The following is a 12,440-nucleotide window of genomic DNA, read 5'->3' as shown; positions in this document are numbered from 1 at the left end:
GGCCCTAGAGCGGTGCCCGTACGGTGAACGTCGTCGCGCGGGAGCTCAGGGCGAGCCGGGAACGACTCACCGACAGTGAGCGGTCGGGGTAGTTCTTGGAACGCAGCGTGACCTCACCCGGGGCGCGGCCCGCGATCGGGCAGAACGTCGCGTCGGCGGCGTACAGCGCCGAGCCGGTGGACCGGTCCAGCCAGATCTGGCCGTTGCGGTGCCGCAGGTGGTAGCCCGGGTAGTTCGACGACTCGAAGGAGACGCACGAGCTGTCGGCCAGGCCGGCCCGGACGACGAAGCGGGAGTCCGCGCGGTCCAGCGCCGAGCTGATCCGCTCGACGCGGCCCCGGTAGTCGCGGTGCCGGACCCGGTAGCCGGTCATGCCGGCGGGTTCCAGGCTGACCGCGGCGCCGACGGTGAACGGGCCGGGGGCCGGGGGCGGGGCCGAGGACCGCGTCGGTGCGGGCGCCGGGGAGGAGGACGCGGGTACGGGCGCGGGAGGTGCCGCCGTCGCGGTCGCCGGGCCGGACGGGTGGGCGGACGGCAGGGCGGACGCCGACGCCGGCGCCGAGGTGCCGGCGCTGCGGCTCGCACCGGAGGAGGACACCGAGACAGAGACCGAGGCCGATGTCGATGCCGACGGCGAGGCCGGGGCGGACGGCACCGTCAAGGGCATGGCCGGGACGGTCGGCACCGTGGGCAGCGTGACGAAACGGGCCTCGCCGGCGTTGCCCGGGCGCGCGGTCTGCCAGGCGACCGAGCCGGTGACCAGCAGGACGGCGATGGCGGCGAACGCGCCGACCGCGGCCCGGCGGCGGGTGGCCCGGGTGCCGGCGGCCGGCGCGACGGGCTGGGGGACGGTGGCGGTGGCCGAGGCCAGGAACGAGTCCGGCAGCGGCGGGTGGCCGGCCGGGCTCTGCGGGGGTGGGGGCACCCAGCCGCCCACCCGGAGCTCGGGGGGCGTGGAATCCTCTGTGGTCATTCACTTCCGATCGACAAAGCTCCGCGGTGGGGGCGTACCGCGGAGGTGCCTGGAAATGATCGAGGCAAATGACCCGAAACGCAAGCATCAGAATGGGGGGCCCGGGACGCGGGGATGGAAGCCGCGTCCCGGGCCTGCTCTCACCCGTTCGGGAACAACCGGGCGAATTCCGCGTACCCGGTGGCCACGTCCACCTGGGCCCAGAAGCGGTGGTAGTTGAACGTCGGTGCGGCACCGCCGTTCAGGTAGGCCTCGACCTTCGGCCAGTCCGGGTCGTTCTTGTAGAAGGACCGGATGTCGAGGAACGAGACGCCCGGCTTGATGACGTCACCGTTGGGCATCTTGCCGGTCCAGCCCGGCGGGATGTAGATGCCCTGTCCGGTGGAGGCGTTGTACACGTCGTCCATCCGGTTGTAGTCGGCCCGGGTCTCGGTGACCGAGACACCCTTACCGTCCTTGTACGCCCAGATCGCGTCCAGCAGTCCCTTCGCGGCCGTCTTCGCCTGGGCGTTGCCCGACTTCGCGGCGTAGTAGGTGAGCAGCTTGGCGTACGAACCGGCGACCCCGAGGTCCTGGCCCTTGCTCGTCACGGTGACGTGCAGGCCGGAGTTCGCGGCCGGGCTGGACGGGTTCCAGGTGGCGGGCTTACCGCTCCACGCCAGGTCGGAGGGGATCTCGAACGTCGTGGCACCGATCGTGGTGTTGGCCAGCGCCCACGGCACCCACTTGTCGAGCACCGCCTTCGCCTTGGCGTCGCCGCTCACGTAGTAGTACTCGGCGAGGCGCTCGAGAGACCACGTCTGCATACCGAACCAGCGGTTCGACGGCGGGTCCTCGTACACCGGGGCCTCGACGTAGGACAGACCGTAGAACGTCGGCGTGCCCGACGGGGGTGCCTGGTAGGAGCCGTTCCAGCTGTTCGTCGCGCCGCCGGCGATGCCGCCCTCGGACGACTGCAGCCACTGGTAGAACTCCAGCTGGCGGCCGAGGCTGGCCGCCCAGTCGGCCTTGGCCGTCGGCGATTTCGGCGTCAGCGCGGTCTGGGTGGACAGGATCCAGGCGGCCATCGGGTTCTGGTACCCGAAGTGGCTGGTGCTGGAGCCGATCCGCCACGCCCAGCCGGCGGAGGTGTCGGTGGCGCCACCCCACGCGTAGTACCAGGACATGAGGTTGTTGGAGCTGCTCTTGCCGGTGCCCGCGGCGCAGGACGTCGAGGTGCAGCCCGGGTTCTTGAAGTACTTGTCGTAGAACGAGTAGCGCAGGTAGTCACCCATCTTGGCGGCGTTCGCCACGGCGGCGGAGACCTGCGAACCCTTGCCCTGCTCGGTGGCCCAGGTGTACGCCCAGTACGCCGCCTGCACGGCACGGGAGTCCGCGTCCGGGGCATTGGTGTACTTCCACTGCTTCGCGTACGAGGTGTCCTTGGTGAACAGGTCGAGGTAACCGTTGGGGCCACCGGCCGCGAACGTGTCGCAGGACGGCTGCGGCACGGTCTCGAACGTCGACTCCTGGGCGCCCCGCTGGAACGTGTTGATGTACGTGACCCGGGTGGTCTTGTCCCCGCAGTGCCCGAAACCGTAGACGTTGTCGACGTCCAGCAACCAGTGCATGCCGTAGATGTCCGACGTGCCGTACGCCGTCTTCAGCTCGGCGGCCAGCGGGTCGGTCCCCACCGAGACACTGGGGTCGAGCTGCGACGGGTACTGCGACGGCGTCGGGTACTCGGCGGCGTACGTGGCGGGTTTCGACGGGTCGTACTTGTCGTTGGTGGGCTGGTCGGCGTGCGACGGGATGATGTACTTCTCCATCGTCTGCCAGGCCGAGCTGAACGGCGACCACTCACCGGTCACCCGGCCGTGATGCGCTTCCAGCCACAGCCAGTAACTGAACGCCTCGGACGTGGTCTCATGGCCGTGGTCGGGCGCCTCGTCGATCAACGTCTCGATCGAGTGGTACGGCACGCCCTCGGGGCTGAAGTAGCCGTTCGACGGGTTCTTGATGTCGTTGTAGAGCTGGGTGAACCGGGCGTCGGCGCTGCCCTCGGCCACCACGCTCGCCGTGACGGTCGCCGCGGTGTGCCCGGCGGCGGTCGCGGAGAACGTCGCGGTCGTGTTCACGGCGGCGGCCGCGGTCGCGGAGACCGTGACTGTCTGTGCCGTGTTCCAGTTCGCCGTCGTGAACGTCAGCGACGCCGGCGCGGCCGTCACCGTGGTGGCCCCGGCGGTCCGGGCGACCGCGACGGTGGTGCTCGCGGTGGGCGCCCTGGAGAGCGCGACCTTGAACGTCGCGGTCTTGCCCGGCGACACGGTCAGCGACGTGGCGTCCACGATGATCGCCGGGGTCGCCGAAGCGTCGACGAAGACCGGGACGTCGGCCGCGGTGCTGCGGACACCGGCGGAGTCGAAGGCCACCGCTTGTACGTGGTAAGCGGCGGCCTGGGCGGGAACGCCGCTCCACGTGTACGCGTACGGGGCGGTGGTGTCCTCCCCGAGCAGCAGCCCGTCGTGGTAGAACTCGACCTTGCTGATGGTCCGCCCGGTGCCGGCGGTGGCCGTGGCGGTGATCGGGATGCTGGCCGGCGCGGTGTACCGGGTGTTCGCGGCGGGGCTGCTGATCGCCGCGGTCGGGGCGGCGACGGCGCCGTTGCACGCCGTACCGTTGAGGGTGAACGCGGTGGGCAGCGGGTTCGCCGACGTGAACGTGCCGTTGAAGCCGGTGCTCACCGATCCCCCGGTGGGCAGGCTGCCGTTCCACGCCACGTTGGTCACGGTGACGTGCGCGCCGCTCTGGGTGTAGTTGCCGCTCCAGCCCTGGGTGACCTTCTGCCCGGCGTCCGGGAAGTCGTACTGCAGGTTCCAGCTGGTCAGCGGATCCCCGGTATTGGTGATCGCGATGTCCCCGGTGAAACCACCGGACCATTGGCTCTGCACTTTGTAGACGACGGAGCAGGCCGCGGCCGCCTGTGCGGGCGGCGGGGCGGCGACGAGAACCATGACGGTGCCGAGGAGGGCGGCACCGGCGGCTCTCCGGGTTTTGCGTGGCATGTGGGGCTGCCTCTCTGCAGGGACGGGCTGCGGGCCGGCCGCCGTGGAAGCGCTCCCATGAATGTCGTGGGTCCGTCATCTCCTTGTCAAGAGCTGGAAACAAATCCATCGAAGACCGACTATGTTGCCAGGGATCCTCGTTGACAGCGGGCCACCGTTTCGGTACCTATAGAGACATCACCGCCGTGGGAGCGCTCCTCATCGAACGGTGATTTCTTGTCGCACCCTCCCGCTATCGTCCAGGCGACCGATGGACGTGGGAGGGCTGTACTGATGTACCGGCAAGGTGATGTGCTGATCGTCGCGGGCGAGATCCCCGAGCAGTCCTGCGTCCCGGTGCCCCGCGACCGGCGCGGGCGCATGGTCCTCGCCCGGGGAGAGGCCACCGGCCACGCGCACGTGGTGGGCGGCCCCGGCCTGACCCTGGTCGCCGACCGCGACAACCCCGCCCTGATGTGGATCGACGTGCCCTCGCACGGCCGCGTCACCCACGAGGAACACGGCCCCATCTCGCTGCCCGCGGGGCAGTACCGCGTCGTGCGCCAGCGCGAGTACATCCCGGGTGCCTGGCGCCCGGTGGCGGACTGATCCCATGGCCCTGACCGCAGCCCAGGAGACCGCCGCCGCGGCCATCGAGGACCAGTGGCTCGCCACCGCCCTGCGCACCGGCCCCGCCAACCGCCCGGCCGCCGAGGAAGCCCTCGCCCAGACCTACCGAGCAGCCGGCCTCCCCCCACCGGACCGCGTCTACTGGCTCGGCTCCCCCCACGCCGGAGCAATAGCCGCGGCCCTGCTCACCGGCACCGCCCCCGCCGAGCCCGCACCCGCTGTCGCCTTCCCTGGCGCGGCGTCGGGTGGACCGGTCGCCGACGTGGTGGCCGCGCTGCGGCAGCAGGGGTGGGAGCCCGGGTCCGGCGCGACCGCGGGCGCGCCGGTGCGGACCGCGGTCCGCACCACGCCCTGGGCCACCGCCCGGGCCGAGGCCCTGGCCGCCCACGGCATGGACGACTGGGCACACCTCAGCGCCGCCGCCGGCCGCCGCTGCTGGGACCTCGTCATGGACCGGGTCGCCGGCCGCCTGCGCACCCGCTTGCGCGAAGACCTCGCCGATATCCCCGGCGACCTCGGCCGGGCCGCGTCCCGGGCCGTCCTCGACGCGGTCTACGGCCAGCACGACGCGGCCTGGCTCGCCCCCTTCGACGCCGCCGCCCGACTGCTGCCCCGCCCCGCCGCAGCCGAACCGGACAGGCTCGGCGCGCTCGCCGGGCTGGCCGCGCTCGCCCGCGAGACCGGCTGGTGGTGGCCCTTCGCGGACGTCGCGATCCTCACCGAGCGGCCGGTCACGCTCTCCCGCGACAACGTGGGCCGGCTGCACAGCGAGACCGCCGCGCTGGAATTCCCCGACGGCTACCAGCTGTGGGCCTGGCGCGGAATGCCGATCCCGCCCGGCCTCGCCGCCGAGCTGCCCACGCTCACCGCCGGCCGGATCGCCGCGGAGGAGAACGCCGAGCTGCGCCGGGTGATGCTCGAGCACTACGGCTACGAACGCTACCTGCGCGAGTCCGGGGCCCGGCGCCTCGGCGAGGACGAGACCGGCATCCTGTGGTACCTCGACCTGCCCCGCGACGAACCCCTGGTCATGGTCGAGGTCGTCAACGCGACCCCGGAACCCGACGGCACCAGCCGCGTCTACTGGCTGCGCGTCCCACCCCGCACCCGCACCGCCCGCGAGGGTGTCGCCTGGACGTTCGGCCTGGAGGCCGCCGACTACCACCCACGGATCCAGACCTGACATCCGGCCGTGATGACCACGAGGATCCGGAAGGATTGCTGAGCCGGGTCAGGGCTGCTCGCCCGCGAGAGCGATGGCGCGCGTCTCGGGAACCCCTAACATCAGCAGGCTCGTGATCGTCGCTGCCCGGGCGCCTGAGATCTCGGTCGGCAGGTCGCTGCTCGCGATGGCAAACACGACACCGTAGGCGACCTGGCTCAGCACGCCGGCCGGCAGGTGCTGTGCGAACACGTCGCTGTCCTGCCCCCGTTTCACGAGGTCGGCGAGGAGCTCGTCAACTGGCCCGAACAGGCTGTGGATCGCCTCGCCGTACTCGCCACGGCGCAGCGCCAACAGCACTCGGTACCGGTGCGTCACCGGCCATAGGCGGGCGATGAATGCGACCCACGTCGCGTCCGCTTCCGCACCGGCGGCGCTGACCTCGGCGAGCACGGCTGTCATCTCGGTGACAGCCCGTTCCATGAGTGTCCGGATCAGGTCGAGACGCGAGGAGAAATGTCCGTAGACGGTGCGGCGGACGACTCCGGCGGCAGCGGCGATGTCACCCATTCCGGCGTCGGGGTCCTCCCCCAGCAGTGTGCAACGGAGGGTTGCGCCACGCTTCGAAGCTCAGGAGAACACTGCCATGACCGGATCCGGAGACGGTGGGCGACTGGTCGCAAGGGGTTCGCGTGGCAAACGCCAGATCCCTGGTCGACCACTGGGAGCGCAGCTACGACTGGCGGCGCTTCGAGTCCCAGCTCAACAGCCACCCCCAGTTCCTCACCGAGATCGACGGGCTGGACATCCACTTCATCCATGTCAGGTCCGGGAACCCCCACGCGATGCCGCTATCCTCACGCACGGATGGCCCAGCTCGATCGTCGACTTCCTGAAGCTGATCGGCCCGCTGACCGATCCGGTCGCGTTCGGCGGGGACGCCGCCGATTCCTTCGACGTGGTCATCCCGTCGCTCCCCGGCTTCGGTTTCTCCCAGAAGCCCACGCAGACCGGGTGGACAGCAGCGCGCATCGCCGGCGCGTGGGCAGAGCTGATGAAGCGCCTCGGCTACCCGAGATGGACCGCGCAAGGCGGCGACTGGGGTGCCGTCGTCACCACCGCCCTCGGGGTCTTGCGACCCGAGGGGCTGCTCGGCATTCACCTGAACACCCAGTACGCCTTTCCCGCGAAGATCCCCGACACTTTGTCGCCCGAACAGCGCCATGCGGTGGAGACCGCCGCCCTCTATGCCGGCGATCTCGGTGGGGCGAACCACCTTCAGGGCACGAAGCCGGAGACCATCGGATTCGCCCTGGCGGACTCTCCCGCCGGCCAGGGCGCCTGGATCTACGACAAGTTCCAGTCCAAGACCGACAACCAAGGGCTCGCCGAGGACGCTCTCAGCGTCGACGACATCCTCGACGCGATCTCCCTCTACTGGTTCACCAACAGCGCGGCGTCGTCCGCCCGCATCTACTGGGAGAACAAGTCGAACACTTTCGCCGGGCCCAAGCTGACGCTCCCGGTCGCGGTGACCGTCTTCCCGAAGGACATCCCCCTGCCGCCGCGAAGCTGGATCGAGGACACCTACAGCAATCTGATCCACTACCGCGTGGCCGACAAGGGCGGGCACTTCGCGGCTGCGGCGGGCATGGCGCAAGGTGACCGACGGCGTAGCAGCCGAGGTGAAGCCCATCGCACACGGCGGCGGTCAGGGCCAGGTGGCGGGGATGCGTTCGAGGACTCCTGGGCCGTACACGTCATAGAGTTCGAGCGGTTTGAGGTGCACGTAGCCGATGTGGCAGTCGCAGATGGCGTTCGTGCAGGGCCGGGGTCGCAGGCCTGACCGCCAGGAGCCGTCGTAGAGGTTGCCGATCGGGGTGTCGATGAAGTGGCAGCGGCGCACCGTGCCGTCGCCCAGCACCGAGATGGCTGTCTCGCCGGCGTGGCAGGGCAGTCCGCGGGAGCGGTGCGGGCGGACGCTGTCGCCGAAGCGGGGGTCGATCGCGGTCCAGCGACGTTCCTCCTGCGCGGTGTAGAGGTGGCCCTCGGCCGCGTTGATCCAGAGGTAGACCGACGGGTCGAGGGCGGCCCGCAACGTCACGGCCGCGTCGTGGTGCTCGGGGAGGCCGACCACCCCGACGGAGTAACGGTGGCCGAGTTCGTCCAGGCGGCGGCAGCGCGCCAGGAAGCGTTCCAGCGTCACCTGGCCCGGATGGTAGGTGGCCCAGAGCGCGGCCACACCGGGCTTCGCCGCGGTCAGCCAGTCGACGCGGGCCGCGAGGTTGGTCTGGATGGCGACCCGGCGGATGTGCGGCTCGTGGGAGAGCCGGACGATCGCGTCTCTGTACCAGGAGCGGGTCAGGCCCTCGCCCCACGGGGTGAACAGCAACGACAGGGTGCGGTCGGTGGTCGCCACGGCCCAGGCGACGAAGCGGTCCAGGGCGGCGCGGTCCTCGCGGAGCAGGGCGGGCGGGTCGACGCGCTTGGCGAACGGGCAGTACGGGCAGTCGTAGTTGCAGCTCGCCAGCGGTCCACGGTAGAGCACCGAGAGCGCCGTCATCGCAGCACGTGGGTGGCCATGGCCGTGCGGACCGCACCGGAGACCAGCCACGGCCCGACGGCGTCGGAGTGGGCCAGGCCGGCCGGGGTGAGGCGGCGGCGGGCCGGGTCCAGCCAGCCGCGGGTGACGAGGTCGGCGAGCTGCGGGAAGTCCTCGTCGTGGCGGGTGCCGAAGCGGTTCTCGTACGCGATCGGGTCCAGGCCCTCGGCTCGCAGCAGCGATTTGAGCAACCATCGGCGGCGCTGTTCACGGTCGTCGAGGCGGAAGCCGAACTCGGCGTGCGCGAAGTCGTCCGGCGGGCGGGACACGTAGTCGTCGATCACCGCCCGGACCTCGGGCACGCTGACCGCGTAGTCGAACGAATAGTGCAGGTCGCAGGTGTACGACCGGGCGCCGCAGCCCAGCCCGACCATGCCGTCGTCCTGGCAGGAATAGTCCGGGCCGTCGTCGGTGGGGACGTCCGCGCGCCGGAACTGGCGCATGGACTGCTGCACGTAGCCGGCACCGGTCAGCACGTCGACGGCGTGGTGGTAGAGATCGAGGCGCTGGCCGTCCCAGCCGGCGACGGTGGTGGCGCGGCGGCCGAGGCCGGTCAGCGGGCGTACGTACAGCGGGTAGAGGAACAGTTCCTCGGGCCGCCACCGCAGCGCCTCGTCGAGGGAGTGTCGCCAGGTCTCGCGGGTCTGGCCGTCGATGCCGTAGATGAGGTCGATGTTGAGGACCGGGATCGCGGCGGCGCGGATCGCGTCGAGGGCCGCGTGCACCTCGGACAGTTTCTGCGGGCGCACCGCGGCGCGGGCCTCGGCCTCCAGGAAGCTCTGCACCCCGATGCTGACCCGGGTCACACCGTGCCCGGCGAGCACGGCGAGGCGGTCCGGGGTGGCGGTCGCCGGGGAGGTTTCCACCCCCACGGGGACGCCGGTGGCACCGAGGGTGTCCTCGACGACGCCGAACAGTTCGGACAGTTCGGGGGCGGTGAGGTAGGTGGGGGTGCCGCCACCGATCGCGACCCGGGCGAACGACGCGTCCGGGCCGAGCGCCCGGCGGACCGCGGCGCCCTGGTGGGCGAGCTGCGCCAGGTACGCGGTGACCTGCTCCGCCGGCGGCCGGGTGCGCGTGAACAGGTTGCAGAACCCGCACCGCATCTCGCAGAACGGCACGTGCACGTACGCGAACAGCGCGTCCCGCCGCTCCCCCGCCCACACGTCCCGCAGCGCGGGCCGGGGTTCGAGCCGCCGGTACGCGGTCTTGTGCGGGTAGGCGTACAGGTAGCCCTGGTAGGGCGAACCGTCGAGGGTCGTCACGAGGCCTCCAGGACGAAGTCGGCGTAGGGCACCGTCCAGACGGCCTCGTGGGCGACCCGGTGCCCGGTGTGGCCGTCCTCGCCGTACAGCGTGCCGTGGTCCGAGCAGATGATCACCAGGCAGGGCCGTCCCCGGCCGCCGGCCAGCGCGAACAGGCGGGGCAGCCGCGAGTCGACGTATTCCAGCGCCGCGGCGTGGGTGCCCAGGTCGTCCGCCGCGGCGCCGGGCCGGTAGTGGCGGTTCGGCTGGTGCAGCGCCGCGACGTTGAGGAACGTGAACAACGGCCGGTCCGCGCTCAGCCCGGCGACGACCGTGGCCAGCCGGTCGAGCTGGGCGTCGACGCAACCGGGGGCGGTGACACCGAACGCGGGCTCCCAGTGCGCTTCGGTGAAGAGGCCCGGCAGCACCCGGCCGAGCGGCGAGCCGGGGTTGAAGAAGCCGACCCCGCCCAGGCAGAGCGTGTGATACCCGGCGGCGGCCAGCGCGGTCGGCAGGTCCGCGGCGTCGAAGACGTAGGTACGCGGTCCGCTGCTCTCGCTGCCCGCGAAGCTCGCCGCGAACAGCCGTTCGTGCGGGCCGGGCGTGACCGGGGTCGGCAGGAAACCGGCGAAGAACGCGTGGTGCGCGGCGTAGGTGAAGCTCGCCGGGGTGTGCCGCCGCTGCCAGGTGCCGCCGGGCAGGACCCGGGCCAGTTCCGGGGTACGCCCGGCGGCCAGGCAGTCGGCGGCCACGTCGTACCGCAGCGTGTCGAGCGTGACGAACAGCAGGTCGTGGTCGCCGATCAGGTCGCGCACGGCACCCCCGCCCGGGCGAGTTCGGCGACCTGGGTGGCGTACGTGTCGAGGCCGCCGGCCAGCACGCCGGGCAGCAGGTCGCCGAACGCGTTGACCTCGGCGACCGCGTGCCGGCGCCACCCGGTGCCGAACATCAGGTCCACGCCCACGTGCAGGCTGCCGGGGAAGCACGCCGCGGCCCGCTCGCAGGTGCGCATCGCGGCGGCCCAGGCGGGCTCCCCGGCGGCGGCCCGCACCGCCGCGACGTCTCCGCGCGCGTTGCCCAGGTGCAGGTTGGTCATCGGGCTGCGGGAGGTGCGCACCACCACGTGCCGGGCCCGGCCGGCGATGACGACGACCCGCAGGTCGAGGGCCCGGTCGCCGAGGCCGGCCTTGGGGAACCAGCGCTCCGCGTGCAACCCGTCGGGGGCGAGCCGGTCCACGATCGCGGCCACCGCGGACTCGCTGTCGTAGCGGCGTACCCGCAGGTTGTTGAAGAGCCGGCCGTCCGCGCCCAGCTCGACCGAGGTCAGCGCCGACACCCGGGCGCCGGCCACGGTCACGGCGAGCACGCCGGACGCCGACGACGCGTGCGCGGGCTTCACGAACACCCGGCCCCACCCGGCGTCACGCAGCGCGGCCCGCACCTGCTCCCAGCCGTGCACGGGCGGCAACGCCTCCGGGACCGGTACCCCGGCGTCGCGCAACACAGCGTGACATCGGCGCTTGTCACCCATGGTCAGCACGTCCCCGGGCGGGTTGAGCAGCAGCCCGCCCCCGCCGGCGATCCGGGCCAGCCCGGCGCCGAGCCCGCGGTGGGCGGCGGCCAGCCCGAGGATCTCGCCGTGCTCCGCGGCCCGGGACGGGTCCCCGCCGAGGGCCCGCAACAGCAGGTCGACCCGCGGGTCCTCGCCGGGCGAGTCGATGCGCACGGTCGTGCCCGGGCCCGGCACCCGGCCCGCTCGGAGCACGTCGTGCCACGCGAACACCCGCGGTGGGCGCAGGCCGGCCCGCACCGCCGCCGCGGTGAACAGGTGCACCCGCCGGTTGGCCGGGTTGCCGACGACGGCGAGCTCGGTCATTCCGCCACCGCGGTGTAGCGGCCCCACTCCTCTTCCTTCTGCACCTCGGAGACGTCCACCCGGACACCGGGCAGCTCCTCGACGAGGCGCCCGGAGATCTCCGGGCTCATGAAGTGGTGCCGCAGGACCAGGGCGGAGAGGTGGTTGAGGGGCTGACCGGTGAGCAGCGCCTCGCCACCGGTGTCGCCGAGCATGCCGAGCGACAGGTCCAGCTCGGTGAGGCGGCCCACGACCGGGGCCGCGGCCAGGGCCACCGCGATCTCGTCCGCGTTCTCCGCGTTGCGCAGGCCCAGGCGGGTCAGGGCCGGGAAGGCGCGGCCGGTGAGGATCGGGGACAGGTCCTCGACGGTGGCGCCACCCTCGTAGTTCTCGACGCCGAGCCACAGCTCGAGGCCGGTCAGCCGGGGCAGGTCGAGCTCGCCCACCGTGCGCACGATCCCGGGTGGCAGGCCGCCGGACTGGATGACCAGCTCGGTGAGGCTCTCGTGGCGCAGCGCGCTCAGGCCCAGCTCCTGCGAGCCGCGGATCCACAGGCGTTCCAGCCGGGGGAACGCCTCCAGCAGCGGGGTGTAGTCACCCTGGTGGATCCAGGAGATCTCGCACTGCTCGAACGTCATCTCGCCGACGAACAGCGAGCGCAGCTCACCGAGCCGGGCGGCGGCGCCGATGACGACGTCGAGCGGGGCGCGTTCCTCGTACGCGGAGCCCCACTCGCCGATGATCAGCGTGCGCGGACCGCCCGGGCCGGCCCGGTCCATGACCTGCTCGAAAGCGGCCACGAAGTCCTCGCGGGGACCCTCGAAGTCCTCGATCTCGACCCGCCACGCCACCGCGGTGGGGTCCTCCGGCGTCTCCGGTGCGTCCCAGGCGACGATCGGCAGACCGGCGAACGTCGTCAGATGGGATCCGATGGCCACAAGCTCTCCTTCG

Annotated in this window: 11 protein-coding genes and 1 pseudogene; 4 read left to right on the top strand and 8 right to left on the bottom strand. The window is 72.0% G+C overall.

Going from position 1 to position 12,440, the window contains the following annotated elements; translation table 11 throughout:
• Nucleotides 1–4: 4 nt before the first annotated feature.
• Nucleotides 5–973 carry an AbfB domain-containing protein gene (locus ACIA6A_RS36480; RefSeq protein WP_396102613.1) on the bottom strand — a complete coding sequence of 323 codons (969 nt, stop codon included), beginning with the start codon at nucleotides 971–973 and terminating at the stop codon, nucleotides 5–7.
• Between the two features lie 140 nt (nucleotides 974–1,113).
• Nucleotides 1,114–4,017 (bottom strand): glycoside hydrolase family 48 protein, encoded by a 2,904-nt coding sequence (locus tag ACIA6A_RS36475; RefSeq protein ID WP_396102612.1) that lies wholly within the window; start codon nucleotides 4,015–4,017, stop codon nucleotides 1,114–1,116.
• 291 nt (nucleotides 4,018–4,308) lie between these two features.
• On the opposite strand from ACIA6A_RS36475, the gene ACIA6A_RS36470 reads away from it, so the two are divergent.
• On the top strand, nucleotides 4,309–4,605 hold the full coding sequence (locus tag ACIA6A_RS36470; RefSeq protein ID WP_396102611.1) for a hypothetical protein: 297 nt from the start codon (nucleotides 4,309–4,311) through the stop codon (nucleotides 4,603–4,605).
• A gap of 4 nt (nucleotides 4,606–4,609) precedes the next feature.
• A complete protein-coding gene (locus ACIA6A_RS36465; RefSeq protein ID WP_396102610.1) occupies nucleotides 4,610–5,809 on the top strand; it encodes a DUF6745 domain-containing protein in 1,200 nt (399 codons plus the stop codon).
• A 48-nt stretch (nucleotides 5,810–5,857) separates the two neighbouring features.
• Here the strand turns inward: ACIA6A_RS36465 and ACIA6A_RS36460 are convergent, their stop codons facing one another.
• Nucleotides 5,858–6,358 (bottom strand): TetR/AcrR family transcriptional regulator, encoded by a 501-nt coding sequence (locus ACIA6A_RS36460; protein ID WP_396102608.1) that lies wholly within the window; start codon nucleotides 6,356–6,358, stop codon nucleotides 5,858–5,860.
• Between the two features lie 122 nt (nucleotides 6,359–6,480).
• Between ACIA6A_RS36460 and ACIA6A_RS36455 the strand changes: the two genes are divergently transcribed.
• Complete coding sequence (locus ACIA6A_RS36455; RefSeq protein ID WP_396102689.1) at nucleotides 6,481–6,684, top strand: epoxide hydrolase N-terminal domain-containing protein; 204 nt, start codon at nucleotides 6,481–6,483, stop codon at nucleotides 6,682–6,684.
• Nucleotides 6,642–6,902: pseudogene (locus tag ACIA6A_RS36450) on the top strand (alpha/beta fold hydrolase); the annotation flags it as partial. The gene ACIA6A_RS36455 and the pseudogene ACIA6A_RS36450, both read left to right, overlap by 43 nt.
• Before the next feature lie 597 nt (nucleotides 6,903–7,499).
• On the opposite strand, the gene ACIA6A_RS36445 reads toward ACIA6A_RS36450, so the two are convergent.
• From ACIA6A_RS36445 to ACIA6A_RS36425, 5 genes are read right to left on the bottom strand one after another with little or no spacing between them, the layout of a single operon-like run.
• Nucleotides 7,500–8,351 carry an STM4011 family radical SAM protein gene (locus tag ACIA6A_RS36445; protein ID WP_396102607.1) on the bottom strand — a complete coding sequence of 284 codons (852 nt, stop codon included), beginning with the start codon at nucleotides 8,349–8,351 and terminating at the stop codon, nucleotides 7,500–7,502.
• On the bottom strand, nucleotides 8,348–9,655 hold the full coding sequence (locus ACIA6A_RS36440; RefSeq protein WP_396102606.1) for an STM4012 family radical SAM protein: 1,308 nt from the start codon (nucleotides 9,653–9,655) through the stop codon (nucleotides 8,348–8,350). The genes ACIA6A_RS36445 and ACIA6A_RS36440 overlap by 4 nt, the downstream gene beginning before the upstream one ends.
• A complete protein-coding gene (locus ACIA6A_RS36435; protein WP_396102605.1) occupies nucleotides 9,652–10,449 on the bottom strand; it encodes an STM4013/SEN3800 family hydrolase in 798 nt (265 codons plus the stop codon). The genes ACIA6A_RS36440 and ACIA6A_RS36435 overlap by 4 nt, the downstream gene beginning before the upstream one ends.
• Complete coding sequence (locus ACIA6A_RS36430) at nucleotides 10,437–11,510, bottom strand: STM4014 family protein (protein WP_396102604.1); 1,074 nt, start codon at nucleotides 11,508–11,510, stop codon at nucleotides 10,437–10,439. Before ACIA6A_RS36430 ends, ACIA6A_RS36435 begins: the two co-directional genes overlap by 13 nt.
• Nucleotides 11,507–12,427: an STM4015 family protein gene (locus ACIA6A_RS36425; protein WP_396102603.1), complete on the bottom strand. Its 921-nt coding sequence runs from the start codon at nucleotides 12,425–12,427 to the stop codon at nucleotides 11,507–11,509. The genes ACIA6A_RS36430 and ACIA6A_RS36425 overlap by 4 nt, the downstream gene beginning before the upstream one ends.
• Nucleotides 12,428–12,440 lie beyond the last annotated feature (13 nt).

The sequence above is a fragment of the Actinoplanes sp. NPDC051494 genome, from assembly GCF_044454705.1.
Classification (GTDB): domain Bacteria; phylum Actinomycetota; class Actinomycetes; order Mycobacteriales; family Micromonosporaceae; genus Actinoplanes.
The sequence above is the reverse complement of the archived record's forward strand: the minus strand, read 5'-3'. Positions and strand labels throughout refer to the sequence as shown.

Coding starts and splice junctions, on each gene's coding strand:
- ACIA6A_RS36445 (WP_396102607.1), bottom strand. CDS start 8,351: ATGACGGCGCTCTCGGTGCTCTACCGTGGACCGCTGGCGAGCTGCAAC.
- ACIA6A_RS36460 (WP_396102608.1), bottom strand. CDS start 6,358: ATGGGTGACATCGCCGCTGCCGCCGGAGTCGTCCGCCGCACCGTCTAC.
- ACIA6A_RS36475 (WP_396102612.1), bottom strand. CDS start 4,017: ATGCCACGCAAAACCCGGAGAGCCGCCGGTGCCGCCCTCCTCGGCACC.
- ACIA6A_RS36465 (WP_396102610.1), top strand. CDS start 4,610: ATGGCCCTGACCGCAGCCCAGGAGACCGCCGCCGCGGCCATCGAGGAC.
- ACIA6A_RS36480 (WP_396102613.1), bottom strand. CDS start 973: ATGACCACAGAGGATTCCACGCCCCCCGAGCTCCGGGTGGGCGGCTGG.
- ACIA6A_RS36430 (WP_396102604.1), bottom strand. CDS start 11,510: ATGACCGAGCTCGCCGTCGTCGGCAACCCGGCCAACCGGCGGGTGCAC.